The following is a 23,652-nucleotide window of genomic DNA, read 5'->3' on the forward strand; positions in this document are numbered from 1 at the left end:
TACCGCCTATCGACCTAAGAAGCCGAAAATCTCATCAACAGCCAGGCGATACCCGCCTGAACGTTGAAAGGTTTCCTGCAGATGGTCTACTGCTTTTTTGTATGACGGGTGGTTCAGCACTTGATCTGCCGCTTCAATCAGTTGATTTGCAGTCAAGCTTTGCATTTGCAATGCAATACCTGCTCCGAGACTGGCAATTCGCCCGGCAACTATCGGCTGGTCTGCGCTCTGGGGGATTACGACTAGCGGAACCCCGTTATAGAGAGCTTCATGGGTACTGTTCATTCCGCCATGTGTAATAAATAATGAGATGTGCTTCAGTAATTCAGTTTGCGGAACATAATTTTGTACAATGAAGTTATCAGGAATTTCCCCTAAATCAGAAATTGGGGTTTTATTCCCGACTGACATGACAATAGTATAATCAGTGTTCCCGAATGCCTCAAAACAAAGCTTATAGAAATCTATTGCTTGGTTAAAGACAGTCCCCAGTGAAATGTAAATGGTTTTTTTTCCCTTGATTGCGTTTAAGTCGAAGTTTGCTTGAGTTGGTCTTGAAGAGAGAGAGGGACCTACAAATTTATAAGTTTGATCGAATCCCTCTCCATTGAGCTGAAATTCCCTGGTTGTATAAACGATTGTAAGGGGTGCAGGATTACAAATGACTTCGTAAGGAGATTGAATTTCCACATTATATTTTTCCTTCAGCTTTACCGTCAGGCTGTGATATCTATCGTATATAGGCTTAGCTATTTCTGCAGGGATTTTCATAGAGGGCTGTTCCAGCATTTTATCAAAGGATGCTTGGGTCTGCGCAAAGGATGTACAGGAGTTAAATGCGGGAAGCTCCAGAATCTGCGCAAGCATACGTCCACAGCCAAACATGGAATCATGGATGATGTAATCAAAATGCTCGCCAGCAATCTGTTCCAGAACACTTGGTATGACTATATCCGCTGTAAGTAAAAGACCGTTAATTCTTTCGAGCAGATAATTTCTTCCGCCTGAGATGAAGGCCTTAATAATTTTTTGATCGTCAATTGTCAGTACTGAAGCTCCTGTCTTCTCTATGCGCTCCCGGTAAGCTTCAGTACAAAAGTATACTACCTCTTCGCCACGCGAAATAAGCTCCTGCACCACACCAATAGTTGGATTGATGTGTCCTTCTGATCCTCCATTAATAAATAACACACGCGCCATTTCTACCACTCCTTTGGGTATACTCTTCTCTAAATTTGTGTAAGAGCAGGGTGCTATGTTCTTTACGAAAATAAACAGTGGATATACGTTCGTAATCCGAACATAAAATCCACTGTATATAATAGCATAAATAATGGAAAATATAATCTATTTTTTTAGCTGGTGCAGGATCTTGATGAGGGTTTCCCGTTTTACCGGTTTGCTGATGTAATCGTCCATCCCTGCCTTCAGGCACCTGTCCCGGTCTCCCTTTAAGGCATTGGCCGTGACCGCGATAATACGGGGACACTTATCTTTGAGCTCTTCCTTTATGATCTGCGTTGCCTTCAGACCGTTCAAGAACGGCATATGCAAATCCATAAAAATGAGATCGAACGGTTGGTTGATGGCGGCTTCAATCGCCTTTTTGCCGTTGGGGACGGTGGTGACCCGATGTCCCAATTTTTCCAGCATTTTAGTCATTACCAGCTGGTTGATGGCATTGTCTTCGGCGAGCAGAATGTTAACCTTTCCGGTATTATGAAGCATCTCCTCATAAACATGTTCCCGGGGATGCTGTGAGGCCTCCTTAAACTGGATAGTGAAGGTAAAAGACGAGCCATGTTTGCCGTCACTCTCGGCGTAAATCTCACCGCCCATCATATCAACAATTCTGCGGCTGATCGCAAGACCAAGGCCTGTGCCTTCGTGTCTCCGGGACATAAAGCTGTCAATCTGGGCGAATGGCTCAAAGATGTCATGAAGCCGCTCAGGATCTATTCCGATCCCAGTATCTGTAACGGTAAAAGCCAACCTTCCGGGTTCTTCCTTTAGCAGCCGCGCTTTTACTGCTATGCTGCCCTTGGATGTGAATTTGACAGCATTGCCTAGCAGGTTCAGCAGCACCTGCTTCAACCGCTCGGCATCACCATAGATATAGTCAGGAACATCGTGATTGACGGTGTAAGACAGTTCTATTTTCTTTTCATCAGCCTTCTTTGAAATCACTGAAAAACTGTCCTTAATGCATTTGCGCAAATCAAAATTATCCTCTTGAAGCTCAGAACGGCCTGCTTCGATTTTGGAGAGATCCAGGATGTCATTGATAATGTTGAGCAGGATGTCCCCGCTTTTTTGGATCACCTCAACATAACTTCTCTGCTCTTCAGTTAGATCTGTCATGTCAAGCAGAACATCCGTCATGCCGACTACCCCGTTCATGGGTGTGCGGATTTCATGGCTCATCATGGCCAAAAACTCACTTTTGGCTTTGTTGGTGGCTTCCGCAGTCTCCTTGGCAAGCAGCAGCTGTTTCTGCTCAGAGATATCTTTGCAGATCAGATAAAACCCGATATTTTGACCGCTTACATAAATCGGGGCTATGCTGGTAAGCACTTCCACTGTGTTGCCCTCTTTGGTAACGAGGATGTCAATATCATATTCGACGGAATCATCGTAAATGGCCTTCTCAAGAATTCTGTCGACATTCGCTTGTCCAATCAGATTCGCAAGCTCCGCGCCGATCAATTCCGTTTCGATGTGGTAGCCTGTCAGCTTTTCTGCCATATTATTGGCATTGATAATGCGGCCGTCCAGGCCAAAAGAAATCACGGCATCATGGTTATATTTTTTGAGTGAGTTATAGCGCTCAACAGACTCTTGGAGCCGCCGCTCAGATTCTTTTTGTCTTGTTATATCAATTAATTGGCCAATGTAATACACCAATTGCCCCGCTTCATTATGAAATCGCTTAAAGGAGAGCAGTCCCCACATGTTTTCACCATTTTTTTTGAGATACCGTCTTTCAAGCTGTATTTCATTATTCTCAGGTCTCATGCATGCCACTAGACTATCAATGTCTCTGACCGCTTCATCCGGGTGAGAGAAGTCGCCTACTCTCATGCCGTCAAACTCTGTTCTGCTATATCCAAGCATCTGCTCCATGGCAGGATTTACGGTCAAAATCAAACCATCAGGCGAAACAAGGGCAATTCCAAAGGAAGCATGATCATACACTTGTTGATTAAAGGTGATTTGGTCCAAGTTTACACGTTGCATGGTTCGCCTCCACAGATCAGATAATGTTTATGATCAATAAAACAATAAAGTGATGTAATAACGGAATAGTATACCCCGTCATTCGTCCATTGAATCAGATCTGTGAAGATTTCCAGCGGATACCTAATGATTCATCCCGGCCATCCCGCCCATGATTTCCGGATTAATCATCCCGAAGATCATCGCGACATGCGCTACCACGAGAAAGCCGCTGATGAGTAGGAAATGCAGCTTAAGCTTGCTTTCTTCACTGCGGCTGCGGGCAATCAGTCCGAGATCCAGCAGGGCCAGGGGCAGCAGGAAGAGCACGCCGCTGAGATAAAAGCCTACGGCTACCACATCAACCCAGGTATGCCATTCGCCGTTCGCGGTAAGCGGAACAAAGGCGGTAGGGAATAGATACAGAAATACTCCTGTAAAATAGAGGCCGGCAAGAATGCTGCATATCCGGTTAAAGGCTCTAAGCGGCCCTTTGAGATTTTTGGTGAACAAAATAATAAATTCGGTCACAGTGATCGTCTCGGCAAAAATGACCGGAATCGCCATAAAAAGAATCAGGTTCCAAGGCTGGTTGTCTGCAAGCAGAGACATGTAATGCGTCATGTTCATGTTAGTTCCTCCAATAGATTAATTAGCTTTCACTGTGATGTTAGTACATAAGTGTGTGGAAAGTATGGGGAAACGAAGGTATGCTTGTATAAGCTGTGAAATGACGCAGGCAGCAATTGAACGTGGAGGGAGCATGGCGGAAGACATGGGAAGATTACAAAGTATTTTATTTGATTTGGATGGAACGTTAACCGACCCCAAAGAAGGTATTACTAAAAGCGTAGAGTACGCGCTGGGCAAATTCGATATTGCCGTAGAGCATCCGGACCTGCTCCTGCCTTACATCGGACCGCCATTATACGATTCTTTTGTGGAGATCCAAGGCTTTACCGCAGAGCGTGCGGCCCAAGCAGTTGAATTCTACCGCGAACGGTACCGCACGCTGGGCATGTTCGAGAATCTTGTGATTCCCGGAATCCCAGAGCTGCTGAAGGAGCTGCAGGGCAGAGGCTTTGAGTTATACGTCGCCACCTCAAAACCAACGGTGTTCGCCGAAGAAATTATCCGCCATTATGGGCTGGAGCCCTATTTCAGGCATGTGGCAGGCAGCAACCTGGACGGGACGCGCTCCAAGAAAAAAGAGGTTATCCAATATGTATTGGAGAAGCATCAGATTGCAGCAGGAACAGCGGTGATGATCGGGGACCGCGAGCATGACATCATCGGGGCCCGGGCCTGCGGCGTCGCCTCAATCGGCGTCCTAATCGGCTATGGTTCCGAGGAAGAGCTGCGCAGTGCGGGTGCGGATTATATTGCGCGAAATGTGAAAGATATAGGTGATATTATCTTGCATATCGATGAAAGGAATATTGACGTGTAGCTAAGATGAAGTGTATCGGCGCTGCAGCTGCTCATCGCATGAAAAAGCCTGTTTTTTCAAAACGGTTGACATTCCCGCGAAGTGTTCAGTATTATGTAACCAGCAACACCATATTCAAAGGCGATGACCAAAGACATGATATCCTATGCGGACTGGCCAGAGAAAGAAGTGAACGGTGAGAGCTTCTTACAGAGACCGGCAGGATGTTACCCCTTTGCAGCCGTGGCACTGAACCTTCCCTGCTGTTGGGGAAGCTGTAAATGCTGCCGTCTTATCCCCGATACCGGATACCAATGAGGATCTAGTGTATTATCTTCCGCCCGAACAGCCGGGGGGTCGATTATTGCAGGTCAAATTAGGGTGGAACCACGAGCCAGAACGCACTCGTCCCTTCTAGGGAGAGATGCGTTTTTTTGCGTTCAGTTCACAATAGACGAAGAAATGGAGGCCACAATCATGGAAATCAATGTAGCACTGCCGGATGGATCAATTAGGAGGTACGCACGCAGCACCACAGTTGCACAAGTAGCGGAATCCATCAGCACAAGCCTGAAGAAAAACGCAGTAGCCGGTAAAATCGACGGCAGACTCGTTGACTTTCATCAACCGGTTGACCACGATTGTCACATTGAAATCGTAATGGCCGACAGCCGGGATGGATTGTTCATCCAGCGGCATAGTACAGCACATCTAATGGCTCAGGCCATTCAACGCATATACGGTACGCAAAAAGTTAAGCTGGGCATCGGTCCGGTAATCGAAGATGGATTCTACTACGACATCGATAGGGAAGGGCCGATGTCCACAGATGACTTCGCGGCCATTGAGCAGGAAATGCAGAAGATTATCGGGGAGAATCTGCCGATTGTCCGGCGGGTAGTCAGCCGCGCTGAAGCAATTGCGCTTTTCGAAGCATTGGGTCAGCCGCTCAAAGTGGAACTGATTCACGGTCTGCCGGAGGACGAAGAAATCAGCCTGTATGAACAGGGTGAATTCACTGATTTATGCCGGGGTCCGCATGTGGCTTCCACAGGCCAGATCAAAGCCTTTAAGCTGCTGAGCATCGCCGGCGCTTATTGGCGCGGGGATTCCAATAATCCCATGCTGCAGCGGATTTACGGGACAGCTTTTCATAAGAAAGCGCAGCTGGAGGAGCATCTGCACATGCTGGAGGAAGCGAAGAAGCGTGATCACCGGAAGCTGGGCAAGGAGCTGGAACTGTTCATGTTCTCCGAGGAAGCGCCGGGTATGCCCTTTTATCTGTCCAAGGGAATGATCCTCCGTACAGAGCTGGAGAACTTTCTGCGCGAGTTGCAGCGGGCGCGGGATTATGATGAGGTCCGCACCCCGCTGATGATGAATAACCGGATGTGGGAGCAGTCAGGACACTGGGACCACTATAAGGACAACATGTATTTTACACAGGTAGATGAAACCAAATATGCATTGAAACCGATGAATTGTCCGGGACATATGCTGATCTTCAAGAACAGCCTTCGCTCCTACAGGGAACTTCCGATGCGTGTCGCAGAGTTTGGCCAGGTTCACCGGCATGAGTTTTCAGGGGCCTTGAACGGAATGATGCGGGTACGGACTTTCTGCCAGGATGATGCCCATTTGTTCGTGCTTCCTGAACAGATCGAAGAGGAGATCGCAGGTGTCATGGAGCTGATCGGTCACATTTACAAAGTATTCGGCTTTGAGTATAAGGTGGAACTGTCTACACGGCCGGATGATTACATGGGCTCGGAAGCTTTATGGGATCAGGCGGAAGCATCGCTCCAAAGCGTATTGGATAGACGCGGGATAGACTATCGGGTGAATGAGGGGGATGGAGCTTTTTACGGGCCGAAGATTGACTTCCACATCCAGGATGCGCTGAAGCGAAGCTGGCAATGCGGAACGATTCAACTGGATTTTCAAATGCCTGAGAAATTCGATCTGAGTTATGTCGGCGAAGACAGCGAGAAACACCGTCCTGTCGTCATCCACCGAGCGGTATATGGCTCGATTGACCGCTTTATGGGGATTCTTACGGAGCATTTCAGCGGCGCTTTCCCTCTGTGGCTGTCTCCGGTGCAAGTCAAGCTGCTGCCGGTTTCCAGCCACTACGCGGATTACGCCTTCCAGGTGAAAAAGGAGCTGCAGGATGCCGGAATCCGTGTCGAACTTGATATAAGGAATGAGAAATTGGGCTACAAAATCCGCGAAGCCCAGCTGGAGAAAGTGCCTTATATGCTTGTACTCGGTGAGCAGGAGCAAAGCTCAGCCGCTGTATCTGTAAGAAAACGCGGGTCTGGCGATGCCGGAGCCATGAGCATAGCAGAGTTTGTCCGGCGGATTGTCAGTGAGAACGCGGCAAGAAATGACGTGTTTCTTCATTAATATGTAGACAGTATCCAGTCAGGTGCAGCCCCATTTTACATAAATGGGGCTGTTCTTTTATATGAATCAGGCAGACAGGGAGATTATAAGTATTTTATAATTTAAAAGCTGGATGAATTCATCTATAGGAGGCAGCTTCGTGATTTCGAACAACGTCAAAGAACTTAACGGCACTTTTATTAGAATGGTTCCTATGGAAGCAGCGCATCAAACTGAACTGATGGCTTTGCTGGGTAATCCGCAAATTTGGGAGTATACCTGGCGCAAAATTACTTCTGCCGCGCAAGTACAAGGATTATTGGATACGGCGCTTGCCAATCAGGCGAAGGGGACCGAGCTCCCTTTTGTCATGATAGAGAAATCTACCGGCAGGATCGCCGGCACCTCGCGGATTATGCATCTTGACCTCACTCACCGCAACGCGGAAATTGGCTGCACCTGGATCTCCCCGCAGTTCTGGAGAACAGCGGTCAATACGGAATCCAAGTCACTGCTGCTGCAGTATTGTTTTGAATCCCTGGGTCTGATCCGGGTGAATTTTACCGTTGTGGGGAATAACGAGCGGTCCCGTAAGGCGGTGGAACGCATAGGTGCCGTGAAGGAAGGTGTGCTGCGCAAACACCGGATCACTGCGGAAGGCCGTATTCTCGATAATGTGCTGTACAGCATTATTGACGATGAATGGCCTGCGGTGCAAGCGAATCTGCACTATTTGCTTAACGTAAAGTATGCGGACAGGAAAATCTAAAGCTCAACTTATTTAGAATAGAAGGAATTACAGCAATCCAAAAGAAATTGAAAGAGAACTTTAAGGTTATACTAGAATTGTAAGCAGGTTGTGTATCTCAGACATCTAAGGAGGTTGTGTTTTGGAGACAGGTAAGCCGGTAACGATAACAGTGGAAGCGCTCGTTCATTCTCCCGTGGAAAGCGTGTGGGAATATTGGACCGGGCCGGAGCATATTACGAAATGGAATACGGCCTCCGATGACTGGCATACGCCATATGCCGAGAATGATCTTAGGGCTGGCGGTAATTTCCTCTCAAGAATGGAAGCCAAGGATGGAAGCTTTGGATTTGATTTTGGCGGAGTCTACGACGAAGTGAGTATGAACGAGCGTATCTCCTATACGATTGGCGACGGCAGAAAAGTGAAGATCGATTTTGTCCGCCAAGGCAACGATACGAAAATCATCACAGTGTTCGAAGCGGAAGCAACCAACTCCGTCGAAATGCAGCAAGCCGGGTGGCAGGCGATTCAGGACAATTTCAAAAAATATGTGGAATCAGCTGCAGAAAAATAAAGGTTTTTTGATTTTGGTGGTTGTTTCGAGGTCCTTCATCGGGGATTCAACAAAAAGACCTGTAAAATTACTTTTAAGTAATTTTACAGGTCTTTTTTATTTTTACTGCCCTGTTCATGGCTTCCTCTGATCCAAACTTCGAACAGAATTCCAAGAAGAGCAAGTTGAAAATCTATTATCTACTTGCTGATAGATTAGACATCGATTAAACTCTAAGATGAAAGAGTAATTATATTTCATTAATGGAATAAAATACTTAAAATAGCCTGAGAATGGGTTCAAAGTTTTCAATTTGTTTGTATGACAAAATGGGGGTCTAAAGTATGCATCAAACAGAGGGGAAGCTGCTTCTTATTCAATCTTCCCACTTTTTTTCTTTAAGTCCAGTCATACAAGATGAAATTTTCCATGTTTTTTATGATTTGAATTACGGATCAATTTTATATATGACGCATGATCATCATGCTACCGAAGATATTATTCAAGAAGCTTTTTTGAAAACGATTTATAAGTCTCCAGCCGTAGAGAACGAACGACAAATAATAGGATGGATCAAAGTAACTGTTCGTAACTTGGTTTTAAATTATTTACGAAAAATAAAGAAAAGTCGTCACAATATTGACATTGAGAGAGTTTCAATTAAAACGACTTCTTGTGGATACCCAGAGTCAATGGAAAGCCAAATCGAAGCAAAATTACTCGAAGAGCAAATTTTACAATATTTGAACGAAATGAAGCCAGAATATCGTTTTCTTATTGAATTGCGTTGGAAATTTGGTTTGTCCTATCATGAAATTGCTCATGAGCTTAATATAACCGATGAAAAAGTGCGACAGAAACTTCACAGAGCTAGAGATTTGTTGAAAAATAAACTTCTTTCAAAGGGGAGATAATTTTGAAAACTAGGAGGTTGTTGAAGATGGAGGGGGATATTAAAAATGTGACATTCCTTCGAGACCACTGTTATGTTGATTTTGATAGAGCGATCTTTGTAAATCATGACTTACCATGTGCATTATCGAGAATTGAGACATCATTGCTTACTTGCCTTGTGTCAAAATTAGGGCACATCGTGACATATGACGAGTTAATTATTTTTGTAACCGAACCGATTACACCAAATGAGCTTCATGTACATATGTCACGGATTCGAAAAAAGATAGAAGATACAACTACGTCGAACAATTTAATTTCCGTTAGAGGGGTAGGATATATTCTCATTTCCACATAGAGAAAAACCAAAAAAAACAGAATTCTTGTTTCGTTGTCGAATCAATTGCAATATTGAAAGTAATTCGACAGGAATATTATAGTATTATTTCTTTGGAAGATGATATGGACCTCATTCTCTTAAAAAGTCGGAGTATATTGTGAATTTTTGTACATTTCTTGTTGCCTAGCTATTTAATCCACAATTTAAACCAATTGTAAACAGATAAAACGATATCTGTAACAATAATTTAGATATGGGAGGGAGGAAGATACCCAAAATAGAATAGCTGTCTACTATTTGCTGCAAAACAATCTGGCCATTTATCCAACGAAAGATCAGATCATTCATTTTAAGGGAGGAAAGCTCAATGCGTTTTAGAAAAGTACTTTCGGCAATTGTAGTTATTTTATCTCTTACTTCCAGCATTGCTTTTGCTCAACCGGAGACAGCCACCGTTTCGCAGGGTTCTCCTGAACAGCAGGAGTATCAGGCCGCCGTCAAAAGCTATGTTGAAAATTTCGTGAAGGATGCTTATGCTCCTTACTATGTCATTAACTCAATCCAACTTTCAACATCTGATTTTACGATAGACCAAAACAAATTAACCACCAAAGTCAATGTATCTTTGAACAAAACGTTAAAAGCAAGATCTGTAAATGAACTTCCTTATGTGAAGGGCCTCCACAGCAAACTGAATTCGCTCAAGCTATCAAGAGCAGCTTACGTAAATGATGCCGAACAAGTGATTAATGATAAAATCCAGGACCTTGAACAGTACATTGGAACATCAACCGATCAAAATGATTCGTTTCGCGTGACTGCGGATATTATTGACAACAAGCTTGATCTTAATAACGCCAAATTTGAGTTCTTAAACGGTCTTGTTGAATGGATTCCGGCAACTTATTTTATCCCTGAATCTGAAACTGCTATTGCAAAAAACGCAGAAGCGGATCTGGCAAATGATATTACAGTCAATCGTAACTATTCAGTTAAGCAACAGGCTAGCGCGATTCAACCCCTTGCTATTGTTAAATATGATCGTCTTGCGGCTAGGGACTATGCAAATAAATATACTTCCGAAGTGACCTCGTCTCTCGGATACGATACTAGCAAGTGGAATCCTAATTATGCATGGCACACGGAAAGTGGTGGAGTGGATTGCGCCAATTATGTTTCCCAGGCTATTTATGCGGGAGGTATTCCAACGGACAGTACGTGGAAACCGGAAAGCACGGCTTGGGTTAACACAGGACGTAACATCTCTAATGGTCTGAAACAGTATATGGTTGATACAAAGGGCTATTTCTACAAGACAACTAAAGGCGGAACCTCTGCAGGCGGTTTTATCAGCGCGGTTAATTATTCTCATGTGATGTTCATTGTTGCAAATGATGGCGTAACAATGTTATTCAGTGCTCATACAAATGATCGCTTAAAAGCTTCCTTTGCAAACTTTAGCAGCAGCTCGTATGAGTTCTATTACGTCAACTCTTCCTATCTATAAGGTGTAACAGAAAAAACGGTTAAGCGGGATTAGGCTCTTAACCGTTTTTTTGTCGTTCCTTTTGATCCTAATCGATTATATAGTCGATTTCTTTTTTTTGCACATCATTACTCAAGTTCAGATATTCTGTCTTTAGGGCTAAATCTTCTGTCCCATATTGTACATCGGTTGGTGTATTTATTGTAAAGACGACATTTTCTCTTTCACCGATTTTGTATATATGAATATTTTTTATAAGTTCCGGTCCCTCTGAAGACCAGACTTCTTTGGGCCAAACAGTCAGAGTAAAGAGTATTCCACCATACTTTTTGTTGGATTTATCAATGAAGTTGAAGCTCTTGATTTTTACATCCGTATTTGTGGCAGTAACCACTTCGTATTTGCTCTTCCATTGTTGTGGAAACTGAATGCTTATATTTTGTTCGGGGATTGTGTAAACATCCTTTTGTGCAAGGTCACTATTATACTTTTCTGTTGTTTTAGGAATAGACTTCAACCCATCAAATCTATATTTTAGCCGTTCTATAAAAGCCAATGCTTCGGTTCTTGTAACAGGCTCGTTTTTATTGAACCCCTGTAAGGATCTTTCCGTTTTTCCCTTTGCTATACCAATATCCAAAAGATATTGGATGGAATCGTCAACGGTAAAGTTTTTCCCGGTTGCATTAGCTAAGTAACGAGCTACACTTCCTCTATTCAAAGCTACCTCCTCAGAAGGCTGAAGCTCTGTCCACCCAAGTTTATGGATATAGCTTAGATAAGGTTCGGCCCAATCTTGACTCTTTTGGTTTGAATTAAAGTCGGAGGGCTTGTAGCTTCTGATGAGCATCGCAATAAATTCACTTTGACTTACCTTCGCATCGGGTTTAAACGTCCCATCAGGATAACCTTCGACGATTTTATGTTCAATTGCTCTTTCAATATACTCCTGTCCCCAAAAGTGATCTGGAACATCTTTAAACATGCTTGACTGCTCTGCCAGGGCTATGTTCGCTTGAAAGACGAGACTTATGCCCAATACACATGATAACAATTTCCTCATAATGATTCTCCATTCTCCTTCCACAAAATAAATACGCTTCATAACCCGGGAAAAACAGGTTGACTCGGAATGTACTCCCTTCTGAAAAGTTTCTCATCAAAATATATAAACACCTGAACTTGCTGTTTAGTTGCATAAAATGCAAAAAACTATACGTCTGCTCGTCTGAAGCTTAATCTTCTCCAGCGCTATCAGGACTTTTCAGCGCCTCCTGCTCGCGGTAGGCGGAAGGGGTCAGGCCATATTTTTTCTTAAAGAGCGTGGAGAAGTATGTGATGTTGTACATGCCTACCGATTCACTGATTTTGGCGGCAGTCTCATGGGTGGAAGCAAGCAGATTCTTTGCTTTCTCCAGCCTGGTGTGGTTCAGGTATTCACTGAACGATTGCCGGGTTGCTCCTTTGAACAGCTTTCCCAGATAGCTAGGCGACAGGCCGGCGATGTTGGACACCAGCTCCAGGGATAAGTTCGGCTGGGCATAATGCTCCTGGATGTAATTCTGCACCTTCTCAATGATAACATTGTGTTTTTGGGCATTCATCCAGAGATTTTTCTCTTCGATTAATGCGCAGATATTGTAACAATACCGCTGGAAGATGTCCTTGATTTCCGTCAGATGCTCGGCGGATTCAATATCAGTCACCGCAACCAGATACTCGTTGAAATTGGAATCCGGCACATGCTGCAAATACTCAAAGTGCTTGAGCAAGGACAGCATAAGCTGGATGCTATAGGTAATGACCTGATTGATTGAACCGTTTGAGATTTGTTCTGTGAATTGTCCGATTGCATCTTGAATAGGCTCCGGCTTGCCGGATTGCACAGCATCGATTAGCTTCTTCTCGTAGGCACTGGGATAGCTCAAAGCTGTCATCATATGGGGCCGGGTTGCTATGGCATCCAGAATCGATTCCTTTCCGTAGATCATCCGATATTTAACATACTGCTGCGCCGAAGTATAGGAGGAAGGGATATTATTCCTGCCACAGCTTATATCCCCTACGCCGATGGATACAGTTACCTTGAAGTAACGGTTCAGAAAGCTCTGAATATTGCGCAAGGCGGGCTTGAGTTCCTCCGGTGTTTGGTTTTTCGCGCACTGAAGGATTGCGGCAGTTTCATTCTCCCCAATATTTAAATAATCACATGCCCCGATATGCCCCAGCATCTCTTTTGCAATATTGCCAAGGGCGAAACGCAGCAAAGGCCGCTGTTCCGCATCCATTCTCCCTTTTGCAAGCTCCAGCTCATTGATTTTGAATACCAGTACGCAAAAATAAGGCCCGGACACCTCTTCGTCGATATCCCGGATTAGTTCGCTCGGAACCGAGTATTCCAGTGGATGGCCCTGGAGCAATGAATGCAGATAAAGCTCACGGATCGTCCGGGAAGAGCTGCTGATCACGAACTGCATCGATTTATCCCGTTCCTCCAATGAATGGAAAACCTCGGCCATGATCTTATATTCATCGATGAACGGCGAACCGGAGGCCGGCACATTCGTGCCCGGCATGATCTTTTCAAACAGTGTCGATAACGGACTATAAATACTTTTGGTCAGAAAAATAGAGATCAGCAGACCTGTCAGTACGATCCCGGCTGTCACTAGCAGCGTAACACTGCGGAGCCGGTCGATGTTAGAGATGAGCCCGGAGTAAGGGGAAACGCTTACAAAATACCAGTCCATTTTCTCCGACTTCACATAAGTGACCAGATGCTTTTTATTATGAATATTGGCTGTGAAGCTGTTCTCCTTCTTGTCTTGATTCAGAATTTGCTGCACATACTGTTCCTTGGACAAATCCTCGAGGAATAAATTTGAATCGGTATGGGAGATTACTTTGCCCTCGTCGTTGATGACGAAAACATTGCTCGCGGCATCCGCTTTGCTGATCTTGCGAATCGTCGTCAGAATTGACTTCTCTTCCACATTGATATAGATGAGCGGGTTGTCGGAGGTCTGAAATGAGAAATCCGGGTACAGCAGAAAGGTTAGAAGCTGCAGCGGATCATCGTTGTTACGGCCGGCAATCGTCAGGCTGCGCGGATAGAATTCCATGTACCGCTCCGCGCTGAGGGCGGTGAGCGAGGAATCGAAAGGAAGCCCGGCTGTATCGACTGTTGTTCCTGTAGAAGGCCGGTAGATTCCAATGCTGTGTATATAAGGATATATACTTGTAATCTGGGACATCTGCTGAAAGATACGATAATTGTTTATCTTGTTCTCAGTCGTGTCATTTAGGAACGAAATGATCTCCCGCTGGATGAGCAGTGCATTGCCGATGGTCATGACTTGGTTATAGACAACGTCAGAGGCGTAAGTGATCTGGGATAGCATAGCTTTGGAATTGCGGTCGATCTCCTTGACGGCGCTTCTGGAGAAGAGATAGAAGAGGACGCCTGACAGCAGGCTGACGGTTAGAAGAACAAGCAGGAAATATGAGATGGTAAGCTTTTGAAAAGCCTTGTACCGGACAAGCTGATTCATGGTGTTCCGCATGAAGAAGACCTCCCAATGCTGCTAATAGTACCTCTTCAATATAGAGCATATTCGGCTAAAAAGGTACTCCATCACGTAAAAATGAAAGCCAGTTCGTTTATTTGGAAGCCCAGTGCCGCATTGTAGAAGGGTTCTCCGGATTTTAAAATAGACAGCCGCCGGTTGCTCCGGCTACTCTGGAAACATAGCATCGGCCGCTGGTGTGATGCGGCAGCCGGAATTCATAACTAATGGGGGGGAACAGAAATTGGAAAAGAAACGGCGGCGGGGATTCGGTATGCTGTCCGATATTCGCAGGAACGGTACGTCTTATCTGCTGGTTCTGCCTGCGATGGCATACACCTTTATTTTTGGGTATATGACGTATCCGTATATGCTCATTGCTTTCCAGCGATTCAATTACAGTAAGGGAATATTCCATAGCGAGTGGATAGGATTAAAGAACTTCGAGTTTTTCTTCCGGTCGAACAAGGCGTTCACGGTCACCTTTAACACCATATATCTAAATTTGCTTTTTATCATCTTCGGCACGCTGACGGCGCTGGCGATCTCGCTGATCCTGAACGAGCTGCGCAAAAGGCTGTTCGTTAAAATCAGCCAATCGATGATGCTGTTTCCGCACTTCATATCCTGGATCGTCATCAGTTATGTACTGTACGCGTTTTTTTCTATGGACATGGGGATCGTGAACAAAATGCTGAACCAGTTCGGCATCGCCCCGGTCAACTGGTACACTGAGCAGCAGGCATGGCCGGCTATTCTTACCATCATGCATGTGTGGAAGGGAGCCGGAATGAGCGCCGTTATTTATCTGGCTACCATTACCGGAATCGATGAAACTTTGTATGAAGCTGCCGAGATTGACGGGGCCAGCCGGTGGCAGATGTGCATGCGCATTACTATTCCGTTGATGATGCCAACGGTGGTTATACTGTCGCTGCTGTCGGTAGGTAAAATCATGTACGGCGATTTTGGGATGATCTACGCCTTGATCGGCGACAACGGCACCTTGTATGCGACAACGGACATTATTGATACGTATGTATTCCGCTCTTTGCGTCAGATTGGCAATCCTTCCGAGGCAATGGCCGTCGGACTGTTCCAATCCGTTGTCGGATTTATTCTTGTCTTCGGTACGAATGCCATTACCCGCAAATTTTTCAAAGACGGTGCGTTGTATTAAAATCCGCTTACGGCATTAGCTTACCGATGAGAGGTTTTAGGAGGGATAAAAATGAAGACGTTTTCAATCAGCAAAACAGTTATGTATGCTCTGATTACGATTTATTCGGCGCTTTCTTTGCTACCGATGCTGCTGGTGCTGATGATCTCGGTTACGGATGAGGATGCCATATTGAAGAACGGCTACAGCCTTTTTCCGGAGAAGTTCTCCCTGTATGCCTATAAGCTGATCTTTACGGGCGGCTCCCAGGTCATGCAGAGCTATGGAATCTCCATCTTTGTCACGATTGTCGGCACCATACTGGCGATTCTGATTACTTCCATGGCCGGCTATACGCTGGCGAATAAAAATGTGAAATACCGCAATCTGCTGGCGCTTTATTTTTTTATCACTATGATTTTTTCCGCGGGGATTGTGCCCTGGTATCTGATGAACCGGTCGCTTGGATTGACCAACAATATCCTTGCATTGATTATTCCGTCGCTGCTGTTCAGCCCGTTCAACCTCTTCCTTGTGCGCAATTTCATGAACGGGGTTCCAGACTCACTGCGGGAATCGGCAACCATAGACGGGGCCAGCGATATTACGATTGCCTTCAGGATCTATCTTCCGTTATGCAAGCCGGTACTGGCGACGATTGCGCTATTCTACGGACTGGATTACTGGAACAACTGGTGGAATGCGATCATGCTGATCGACAGCAAGGATCTGTACCCGCTGCAATTTATGCTTCTGCAAATGCAATCGGAGATCAGCATGCTGAACGAGATGACGATGCTGGCGGGATCAAGTGATATCACGCTTCCTTCGGAATCAGTCAAGATGGCGACGGCGGTCGTGACAATCGGGCCGATCATATTTCTGTATCCTTACTTGCAGAAGTATTTTGTCAAAGGGCTGGTAATCGGTTCGGTCAAAGGCTGATATTATCCCTTCGGGGTTAACATAAATAATGTACAATAGAAGGAGGTCAACTTTTGTATGAAAAAGTCTTACGTAATTCTATTAGCTGTGGTACTTCTGCTTTCGACACTGATTGGATGCAGCCAGGGTTCTAATTCAACCAATACTGCGGATAAGGAAGACAACGCTTCAGCCCCGAAACAGGGGAATAACGGCAATGCTACAGAGACGGTGAAAATCAAATATCTGGTTCCCGGCACGGAGCCGAAAGACTACAAGGAAGTGTTCCAAAAGGTCAATGAGAAGCTGGCTGCGGACGGTGTCGGCGTTGAGGTGGAGAAGATCTACATTCCGTGGGATGCGTGGGATCAGAAGCTGAACCTGATGTTGTCCACCGGCGAAGATTTCGACCTGTTCCACGTCATGCAGGACCGTACCCCGTTCTCCAGCTACTATAATCGCGGTGCATTGGCGGATATCACGGATGCAATCGAAAAGTATGGACAAAATCTGAAGAAATATATTCCGGAGGATATCTTCGACGGGGCTAAAATCAATGGCAAATATTATGCTGCTCCATCCTATTGGGTTGAAATGGCGAGTGAAGGTGAGTTCAATATCCGCCGCGATATTCTCCGCGAGAACAATCTCAAAGAGCCGGCTACTCCGGCTGAACTGATCAGCACTTGGGAGACTGTCATGAAGAATTGGAAGGGAAGCAACAAGCCCTATCTGGGCACACGGGCGGATTTTGACCCGATCTTCCTGCATACGTCTATCCTGCACCGGACGTATGACACCTTTCCGTTCACAGTGAAGGATAAGTTCTTCTATGTGAATCAGAGCGGCGAGGTCAAGTCTTGGATTGAGACCGAGGAGTTCAAGAAGGATGCGTCCTTCATGCGCGAGCTATACACAAAAGGAATTACCAATCCTGATATCCTGGTCATGAAGCAGGAGCAGGTAGATGCGCAGCTCGACAGCGGTGAATGGTTCGTCCGCCTGGGAACCGGCGGAAGCTTGACCGGACTCAAGAAGTACAATCCAGAGGCCACTGTAAACGATATTGGTGTTGTGTGGTTTAACCCGGAGAAAGAATATCTGCGTCCGCTCACCTTCAAAAACGGGAATGCTGTACCGGTGAACAGCAAGCATCCGGAAGAGGCCGTCAAATTCTTGGATTGGATGCTGGCAAGTCAAGAGAACTATGATCTGGTGCAATATGGCATAGAGGGCAAGCACTACACCAAGGACGGCGAGAAGGGCTATAAGCCGATCAAAGATCCGAATAACAATAACAACCCGGGGTATAGAGGATCTGATTCGCAAAACGGCAACGTAAACTTCATGCGTTTTGACTTGGAGAATAGCATTCCCGATAATAACAAAGTTTTGTTTGAGCCAAATCCCAATGCGGTCAACAGTATCGCAGCGAACTTTATTTTTGACCCGACGAATGTAAGGACCGAGTACACCAACATTTTGTCCGAAGCTTCAGCAAGCATTACTCCGATTTATATGGGCGTCCTGGAATACGATAAGGCCTTCCCGGCTGCTCTGGAAAAAATGAGAAAAGCCGGTTTGGATAAGGTAGTTGCGGAATACCAGAAGCAATTCCAGGAATATCAGGCTTCTCTTAAATAATGGAGCCGAAAACAAAAGGAAGGGGTGGAGAAATTTGACCCTGCAGAAGCAAAGGATTGAATTTGAAGCGGCAAAAAAGATATATGAGAGTGCAACCTTGAAATTTCATGGTGTGGACGGTTTTGATGTCTACAATATATCGGTCCCATTCAAAAGGGACGGAAAGCGCTATTTGTTCGGACGGGTAGAACGCCGCGGGGAATGGGCCCGCTCCTGGGTCCGGCTGTTCGAGGAAACAGGACAGGATGAATGGACCGTGGTGAAAGATAGCATGATCTATACTCTGGAGGACCCCTACATCAGTGAGATTGGCGATGAGCTAGTAATGGGCGGGACTCATGTGCAGTATCAGAGTGGAAGATACAGTACGTTTTTCGGCTATTTCTTCCGGGGCACCGATCTCCACAATTTGTACTACTTCACTACCGGACCTAACAAAATGAAGGATATCCGCCTTGTTCCGCTGGCGGATGGCAAGATCGGCGTCTTCTCGCGTCCGCGCAGCACCGAGATGAGTGACAAATATGGCAGCGAATCCATGATCGGCTTCACGGTTATTGACAGATTAGAAGAGTTGACTGCGGACGTCATCGAGAACGCACCTTACATTCACGGCATTTTCGGGGCAGGCGAATGGGGTGGCGTCAATCAGGCGTATCTGCTGGACACTGGTAAAATCGGCATCATCGGACATATTTGCTACCAGGATAAGGATGAAGATGGCGGGGAAGTGAAGGTGTACTTGAACATGGCCTTCGTCTTTGATCCAACTACCCGGGAGTCAGCTGACCTTCATCTGATTGGAAGCCGTCCCTGTTACCCGCCGGGACCAGCCAAGGCACCATATTTGACCGACTGCGTCTTTTCTTCGGGTATTGTGATGCGCCCGGACGGCAAAGCCGATTTGTACAGCGGCATTGGCGATTGCCAGGCAGGGCGTATCACAATCGACTATCCGTTTGCAGGAAATGGGCACCTTGTATAGAAGAAGATAGAATGAATGTGTCCTCACAATCGGACACTTTAACAACCTGGAGAACTAGGAGGATGTTGTTAGATGAAAACCAATATGCCCATCATCGGCGCGCTCGAGTCCAGCCTGCTCATTCGCCGTCATCCGGATAATCCCGTGCTGGACGCTGCCCGCGTGCCGTATCCCACCGCGCTTGTCTTCAATGCAGGCGTCGCCAAGTTCGGTGGCCGCTACGTCATGGTATTCCGCAACGATTACGGCTCCCTGGAGAAGCAGACCATCGAGCCGTCTCACACGACGGATCTTGGTATCGCTTTCAGCGACGATGGCATTCACTGGACGGCGGGTCCGAAGCCGGTCTTCAAGCTGCGCGACGAAGAGATCGTACGTGCCTACGATCCGCGTCTGACAGTTATCGACGGCCGCTGCTACATGTGCTTCGCCGTAGATACACGGCACGGTATCCGGGGAGGTATCGCTGTGACGGACGATTTTGAATCCTTCGACATATTGAGCTTGTCGACACCGGATCTGCGGAATATGGTGCTGTTCCCGGAGCGGATCGGCGGCAACTACGTCCGGCTGGAACGGCCGTTCACCGTGTACAGCCGCGGCGGAGTTGACCGGTTCGATACCTGGATCTCGGAGTCGCCGGATCTGATCTATTGGGGCCGTTCCGAGCTGCTGCTGTCGGTGGAGCAGGTGCCGTTTGCCAATGACAAGATTGGCCCGGCGGCACCGCCCGTGAAGACGAGTAAGGGCTGGCTCACCACGTTCCATGCGGTGGATATCGACCCCGCCAGAGGGAAGAACGGCTGGGAGCCGTCCTGGAAGAAGCGGTACACGACCGGCATTATGCTGCTTGATCTCGACAATCCGAAGAAGATCCTCGGCATGAGCGCATCACCGCTGCTTGCGCCTGAAGCAGCTTATGAGACGGACGGGGGCTTCCGCAATAACGTCATTTTCCCCGGCGGCATGGTGCTGGAGGAGGACGGAGAAGTGAAAATCTATTACGGAGCCAACGACACGGTGGAATGCCTGGCTACCGCTCATGTGGATGATCTGATCAGGCTTTGTTTGGAAGGGTGAGCCCCCTTTTCAAATAGATATGTATATGTGCACCCTGTAATCTAGGAAGCTAATATATGATACTTAAACAAATACTGGCCCTGTGCAGTAAGGCTGCACAGGGCCAGTCCGTTTTTTATTCGTAGCGGCTAAGATCAAAGCGGTGAACTGTTCCTACTTCGCAGAACTAACAAATTGATTTCTAGCCGCACCCAGACCGACGAGACAGAGCAGAGCAGAAGCGCCAACCAATATCAGGAGTGGAACGCTCCAACTATGGGTGGCATCATGCAAGTATCCAATCAGCGCTGGGCCCATTGCAGCCAGCAGATATCCGATGGATTGGGCCATGCCCGATAATTCAGCCGCTTGATGGGCACTTCGGGTACGCAAGCCGAAAAACATCATGGACAAGCCAAAGGCAAAGCCTGCTCCCATACCAAGAATAATAGCCCAAAACAGAACCAGATGGATACTGCCATAGAGAAGTCCAAGTGTTCCGGTCAAAAGCAGAATCGTTGTAATCACCACTAACAACCGTTGGTTAGTCATGCGCCCGGCTATAACAGGAACGATAAATGCAAAGGGGAGCGAAGCCATAATCAGAACCGATAGAAACCAGCCGGATTGACTTGAACTGATGCCCTGATCCTTTAGTATTTCAGGCAGCCATGCCACCAGCACATAAAAAATGGTTGATTGTAATCCCATAAAAAGAGTTACCTGCCAAGCCAACGGAGAGCGCCATATATTGACCTGATGCTTGTTCCCTGCGCTGCTGCCGGCAACAGCGGCTGATTTCGCCGGAGCCTTGAGCTGCGGTGCCCAAAAGAGAATGGAGATGACGCTAAGTATCCCCCATACTCCCAAAGCACCTTGCCAGTTCAAGCCTGCCCCCACCGCTAAGGGAACACTAATGCCGGAAGCAATCGCCCCGCATAGATTCATGGAAACACTATAAACCCCTGTCATTGTCCCCATTTGCTGCGGAAATTCCCGTTTTATCAGGCTCGGTAGTAATACATTACATATGGTGATAGCAAACCCCAGAACTGCGGTTCCAACATACAAGGTTACCGCCCCGGATAACGAGCGAACAGCGATACCGATGGCCAAAAAAATAAGGGAAATCAGCATAATCCGTTCCACACCATATCTGCGTCCTAATTTTGGTACAAAAGGGGATAACAATGCAAATGCAATCAGTGGAACTGTGGTAATCAGGCCTGCTAAGGTATTCGAAATATGCACGTTCTCCCGTATAAGACTGACTAATGGTCCCACCGAGGTGAGGGGAGCACGCAAATTCGCTGCGATAAGTATAATTCCTACGATCATGAACCAGAATGTCGCTTGCTTGCGAATGCCGGTAGTGGATATTGCATCCTGTTTTTTTAACAATTGTTCTGATGAACTCATAAGGGTTCCTCCCGCGTTTTAAGTTAATTCATCGTCAATTTCATCCATGTGGAAGAAGTACCCTTATCACTACTTCATTTTTAGCTCAGTTTTGCACGGGCCTTTTCAATGTATAAACGAACAGCCTCCTCGGCCTGAGTGCAATCCTGATTGGCAATGGCTTGATACAGCAGCTCATGAGAGTCGTGATAATAAGCTGCATTTTTGAAGTCCTTTGTTTCTAAAAGCATGTTATGCAGTGCCTCGGTAATATGGTTGTACAAATTCGCCATCAGTTGGTTATGTGATGCAGCAATCACCATTTTGTGAAACTCGACATCCCAGTGAGCATAAGCTTTGAGATCCTGCTGGCTGGCTGCTTGTCTGCACTGGTCCAAACATGTCCGAATCGCCTCCAAATCTTCTTCACTTCTCCTGGACGCAGCCAGGGCAGCAGCCTCTCTTTCCAATGCATATCGGACCTCCAGGCTCTCAAGCATATCGGTATGCTGAATCACTTTTTCGATCACTGACCCCAAGACACTTGAGGAACAGACATAGGTTCCATCCCCTTGTCTGGTCTTCAGCAGACCCGCATATGTTAAAGCCCGAATGGCTTCCCTCAAGGTATTACGGCTGACTTGAAGCTGTTCCATTAGCTCGGGTTCTGCAGGAATACGCATCCCTACTTGCCATTCGCCGTTTTCGATCTTCCCCTGGATCTGGTAGGCTACTTGTTCCACCAAGGTTAAACGTTGAGTTTTAGTTAACACAGCATCACTCCTTTGCAAACGTAGGATGTTTGGTATTTTGGTGTTATTATAGCAGGTTGACTCTGACTTGGAAAGATGAAATTGATAATGATTATCATCAAAATATTGATATTGATAATCATTATCACCTATGATATATTGACATTGTTTACAGGTGAACAATAATGAGCTGTCAACGTGTAAGCTCTTTTATTGCAAGAGAGGAGAGGATAGGCACCATTGGAGTTTTGAATAATAGCAACGTTTCGGGCTGAAGAAAGAAATGTAGAAGGGAAGTATGTGACAAATGACGACCTTAAAGATTAAGGACCTCAGATCCAGAATTGAAGGTAAAGAAATTTTAAAAGGACTTAGCTTGGAGATTCATGGCGGAGAAATTCATGCCATTATGGGTCCTAACGGGACAGGGAAAAGCACGTTGGCTTCTGCGTTAATGGGCCATCCCAAATATGAGGTTACAGATGGCAGGGTAACACTGGATGATGAAGATCTGCTGGAGATGGAGGTCGATGAGCGTGCCCGGGCAGGCTTGTTCCTGGCTATGCAGTATCCAAGTGAAATTGCCGGTGTGACGAACTCAGATTTTCTCAGAAGTGCGGTTAATGCACGGCGCGGGGAAGGCAATGAAGTATCCTTAATCCGCTTTATCCGCCAGATGGAGAGCAAGATGAAGGGATTGGAGATGAATCCTGAATTTTCACACCGTTATCTGAATGAAGGCTTCTCCGGCGGGGAAAAAAAACGGAATGAAATTTTGCAGATGATGCTGCTTGAGCCCAAATTCGTCATTTTGGACGAGGTGGATTCGGGTCTTGATATTGATGCATTGCGTATTGTAGCCAATGGTGTTAATGAGCTGCGCAGTCCTGACAGGGGTTTTCTCATCATTACCCATTATCAGCGTCTGCTGAATTATATCACCCCGGATTTCGTGCATGTGATGATGCAAGGCCGTATTGTCAAATCTGGCGGTCCAGAGCTTGCACATCGTTTGGAGGCGGAGGGATATGACTGGGTGAAGGAGGAACTTGGCATTACGGATGAGACGGCAGGGCAGGATGCTTAAGAGGCCGGAAAGGAGGAAAAGACA

20 protein-coding genes are annotated in these 23,652 nt (G+C 46.3%); 13 read left to right on the forward strand and 7 right to left on the reverse strand.

Features of this window, described 5'->3' with window-relative positions:
- Nucleotides 1–6 precede the first annotated feature (6 nt).
- The 3 genes from BLQ82_RS04690 to BLQ82_RS04700 form a co-directional block, all read right to left on the reverse strand.
- Nucleotides 7–1,200, reverse strand: a complete 1,194-nt coding sequence (locus BLQ82_RS04690) for a macrolide family glycosyltransferase (RefSeq protein ID WP_062528133.1) — start codon at nucleotides 1,198–1,200, stop codon at nucleotides 7–9.
- Between the two features lie 147 nt (nucleotides 1,201–1,347).
- On the reverse strand, nucleotides 1,348–3,237 hold the full coding sequence (locus BLQ82_RS04695; RefSeq protein ID WP_062528134.1) for a PAS domain S-box protein: 1,890 nt from the start codon (nucleotides 3,235–3,237) through the stop codon (nucleotides 1,348–1,350).
- A 123-nt stretch (nucleotides 3,238–3,360) separates the two neighbouring features.
- Nucleotides 3,361–3,846, reverse strand: a complete 486-nt coding sequence (locus tag BLQ82_RS04700; RefSeq protein ID WP_062528135.1) for a DUF6803 family protein — start codon at nucleotides 3,844–3,846, stop codon at nucleotides 3,361–3,363.
- 133 nt (nucleotides 3,847–3,979) lie between these two features.
- On the opposite strand from BLQ82_RS04700, the gene BLQ82_RS04705 reads away from it, so the two are divergent.
- The 7 genes from BLQ82_RS04705 to BLQ82_RS04735 all read left to right on the forward strand — a co-directional run bounded on the left by BLQ82_RS04705 (nucleotide 3,980) and on the right by BLQ82_RS04735 (nucleotide 11,075).
- The gene (locus BLQ82_RS04705) at nucleotides 3,980–4,666 is read left to right on the forward strand and encodes an HAD family hydrolase (protein ID WP_062528136.1); all 687 of its coding nucleotides are present in this window, start codon (nucleotides 3,980–3,982) and stop codon (nucleotides 4,664–4,666) included.
- Nucleotides 4,667–5,122: 456 nt separating this feature from the next.
- Nucleotides 5,123–7,051, forward strand: a complete 1,929-nt coding sequence (gene thrS / locus BLQ82_RS04710; RefSeq protein WP_062528137.1) for a threonine--tRNA ligase — start codon at nucleotides 5,123–5,125, stop codon at nucleotides 7,049–7,051.
- 139 nt (nucleotides 7,052–7,190) lie between these two features.
- Entirely contained in the window at nucleotides 7,191–7,799 is a 609-nt protein-coding gene (locus tag BLQ82_RS04715) for a GNAT family N-acetyltransferase (protein ID WP_244280691.1), read from the forward strand.
- A gap of 121 nt (nucleotides 7,800–7,920) precedes the next feature.
- Complete coding sequence (locus BLQ82_RS04720) at nucleotides 7,921–8,355, forward strand: SRPBCC family protein (protein ID WP_062528139.1); 435 nt, start codon at nucleotides 7,921–7,923, stop codon at nucleotides 8,353–8,355.
- Nucleotides 8,356–8,678: 323 nt separating this feature from the next.
- Complete coding sequence (locus tag BLQ82_RS04725; RefSeq protein ID WP_062528140.1) at nucleotides 8,679–9,248, forward strand: RNA polymerase sigma factor; 570 nt, start codon at nucleotides 8,679–8,681, stop codon at nucleotides 9,246–9,248.
- A 26-nt stretch (nucleotides 9,249–9,274) separates the two neighbouring features.
- Nucleotides 9,275–9,586: a helix-turn-helix domain-containing protein gene (locus BLQ82_RS33145; protein WP_062528141.1), complete on the forward strand. Its 312-nt coding sequence runs from the start codon at nucleotides 9,275–9,277 to the stop codon at nucleotides 9,584–9,586.
- Nucleotides 9,587–9,935: 349 nt separating this feature from the next.
- Nucleotides 9,936–11,075, forward strand: coding sequence for an amidase domain-containing protein (locus BLQ82_RS04735; protein ID WP_062528142.1), 1,140 nt, complete (start codon nucleotides 9,936–9,938; stop codon nucleotides 11,073–11,075).
- 67 nt (nucleotides 11,076–11,142) lie between these two features.
- Here BLQ82_RS04735 and BLQ82_RS04740 read toward each other — a convergent pair whose 3' ends face one another.
- Nucleotides 11,143–12,117, reverse strand: a complete 975-nt coding sequence (locus BLQ82_RS04740; protein ID WP_062528143.1) for an S-layer homology domain-containing protein — start codon at nucleotides 12,115–12,117, stop codon at nucleotides 11,143–11,145.
- A 172-nt stretch (nucleotides 12,118–12,289) separates the two neighbouring features.
- A complete protein-coding gene (locus tag BLQ82_RS04745) occupies nucleotides 12,290–14,617 on the reverse strand; it encodes a helix-turn-helix domain-containing protein (RefSeq protein WP_062528144.1) in 2,328 nt (775 codons plus the stop codon).
- Nucleotides 14,618–14,864: 247 nt separating this feature from the next.
- On the opposite strand from BLQ82_RS04745, the gene BLQ82_RS04750 reads away from it, so the two are divergent.
- The 5 genes from BLQ82_RS04750 to BLQ82_RS04770 all read left to right on the forward strand — a co-directional run bounded on the left by BLQ82_RS04750 (nucleotide 14,865) and on the right by BLQ82_RS04770 (nucleotide 20,412).
- Nucleotides 14,865–15,800: an ABC transporter permease gene (locus BLQ82_RS04750; protein WP_244280692.1), complete on the forward strand. Its 936-nt coding sequence runs from the start codon at nucleotides 14,865–14,867 to the stop codon at nucleotides 15,798–15,800.
- 51 nt (nucleotides 15,801–15,851) lie between these two features.
- Nucleotides 15,852–16,724 carry a carbohydrate ABC transporter permease gene (locus tag BLQ82_RS04755; protein ID WP_062528145.1) on the forward strand — a complete coding sequence of 291 codons (873 nt, stop codon included), beginning with the start codon at nucleotides 15,852–15,854 and terminating at the stop codon, nucleotides 16,722–16,724.
- A 57-nt stretch (nucleotides 16,725–16,781) separates the two neighbouring features.
- Nucleotides 16,782–18,347, forward strand: a complete 1,566-nt coding sequence (locus BLQ82_RS04760; protein ID WP_062528146.1) for an extracellular solute-binding protein — start codon at nucleotides 16,782–16,784, stop codon at nucleotides 18,345–18,347.
- Nucleotides 18,348–18,381: 34 nt separating this feature from the next.
- A complete protein-coding gene (locus BLQ82_RS04765) occupies nucleotides 18,382–19,332 on the forward strand; it encodes a DUF1861 family protein (RefSeq protein ID WP_062528147.1) in 951 nt (316 codons plus the stop codon).
- A gap of 72 nt (nucleotides 19,333–19,404) precedes the next feature.
- Nucleotides 19,405–20,412 carry a glycoside hydrolase family 130 protein gene (locus tag BLQ82_RS04770; RefSeq protein ID WP_062528148.1) on the forward strand — a complete coding sequence of 336 codons (1,008 nt, stop codon included), beginning with the start codon at nucleotides 19,405–19,407 and terminating at the stop codon, nucleotides 20,410–20,412.
- Between the two features lie 153 nt (nucleotides 20,413–20,565).
- Here BLQ82_RS04770 and BLQ82_RS04775 read toward each other — a convergent pair whose 3' ends face one another.
- Together BLQ82_RS04775 and BLQ82_RS04780 are read right to left on the reverse strand one after the other, a co-directional pair.
- Nucleotides 20,566–21,810: a CynX/NimT family MFS transporter gene (locus BLQ82_RS04775; protein WP_062528149.1), complete on the reverse strand. Its 1,245-nt coding sequence runs from the start codon at nucleotides 21,808–21,810 to the stop codon at nucleotides 20,566–20,568.
- A gap of 80 nt (nucleotides 21,811–21,890) precedes the next feature.
- On the reverse strand, nucleotides 21,891–22,562 hold the full coding sequence (locus tag BLQ82_RS04780) for a FadR/GntR family transcriptional regulator (protein ID WP_062528150.1): 672 nt from the start codon (nucleotides 22,560–22,562) through the stop codon (nucleotides 21,891–21,893).
- A gap of 286 nt (nucleotides 22,563–22,848) precedes the next feature.
- Here BLQ82_RS04780 and sufC point away from each other — a divergent pair, with 286 nt between their 5' ends.
- Nucleotides 22,849–23,628 (forward strand): Fe-S cluster assembly ATPase SufC, encoded by a 780-nt coding sequence (sufC, locus tag BLQ82_RS04785; RefSeq protein WP_062528151.1) that lies wholly within the window; start codon nucleotides 22,849–22,851, stop codon nucleotides 23,626–23,628.
- The last annotated feature ends 24 nt before the right edge of the window (nucleotides 23,629–23,652 follow it).

It is taken from the genome of Paenibacillus jilunlii (assembly GCF_900102965.1).
GTDB lineage: Bacteria > Bacillota > Bacilli > Paenibacillales > Paenibacillaceae > Paenibacillus_AQ > Paenibacillus_AQ jilunlii.

Excerpts from the sequence above, each read along its gene's own strand:
- BLQ82_RS04695 (WP_062528134.1), bottom strand. The coding sequence starts at position 3,237 with ATGCAACGTGTAAACTTGGACCAAATCACCTTTAATCAACAAGTGTAT.
- thrS (WP_062528137.1), top strand. The coding sequence starts at position 5,123 with ATGGAAATCAATGTAGCACTGCCGGATGGATCAATTAGGAGGTACGCA.
- BLQ82_RS04740 (WP_062528143.1), bottom strand. The coding sequence starts at position 12,117 with ATGAGGAAATTGTTATCATGTGTATTGGGCATAAGTCTCGTCTTTCAA.
- BLQ82_RS04700 (WP_062528135.1), bottom strand. The coding sequence starts at position 3,846 with ATGAACATGACGCATTACATGTCTCTGCTTGCAGACAACCAGCCTTGG.
- BLQ82_RS04705 (WP_062528136.1), top strand. The coding sequence starts at position 3,980 with ATGGCGGAAGACATGGGAAGATTACAAAGTATTTTATTTGATTTGGAT.
- sufC (WP_062528151.1), top strand. The coding sequence starts at position 22,849 with ATGACGACCTTAAAGATTAAGGACCTCAGATCCAGAATTGAAGGTAAA.
- BLQ82_RS04760 (WP_062528146.1), top strand. The coding sequence starts at position 16,782 with ATGAAAAAGTCTTACGTAATTCTATTAGCTGTGGTACTTCTGCTTTCG.
- BLQ82_RS04745 (WP_062528144.1), bottom strand. The coding sequence starts at position 14,617 with ATGCGGAACACCATGAATCAGCTTGTCCGGTACAAGGCTTTTCAAAAG.
- BLQ82_RS04690 (WP_062528133.1), bottom strand. The coding sequence starts at position 1,200 with ATGGCGCGTGTGTTATTTATTAATGGAGGATCAGAAGGACACATCAAT.
- BLQ82_RS04735 (WP_062528142.1), top strand. The coding sequence starts at position 9,936 with ATGCGTTTTAGAAAAGTACTTTCGGCAATTGTAGTTATTTTATCTCTT.
- BLQ82_RS04725 (WP_062528140.1), top strand. The coding sequence starts at position 8,679 with ATGCATCAAACAGAGGGGAAGCTGCTTCTTATTCAATCTTCCCACTTT.
- BLQ82_RS04775 (WP_062528149.1), bottom strand. The coding sequence starts at position 21,810 with ATGAGTTCATCAGAACAATTGTTAAAAAAACAGGATGCAATATCCACT.
- BLQ82_RS04770 (WP_062528148.1), top strand. The coding sequence starts at position 19,405 with ATGAAAACCAATATGCCCATCATCGGCGCGCTCGAGTCCAGCCTGCTC.
- BLQ82_RS04755 (WP_062528145.1), top strand. The coding sequence starts at position 15,852 with ATGAAGACGTTTTCAATCAGCAAAACAGTTATGTATGCTCTGATTACG.
- BLQ82_RS33145 (WP_062528141.1), top strand. The coding sequence starts at position 9,275 with ATGGAGGGGGATATTAAAAATGTGACATTCCTTCGAGACCACTGTTAT.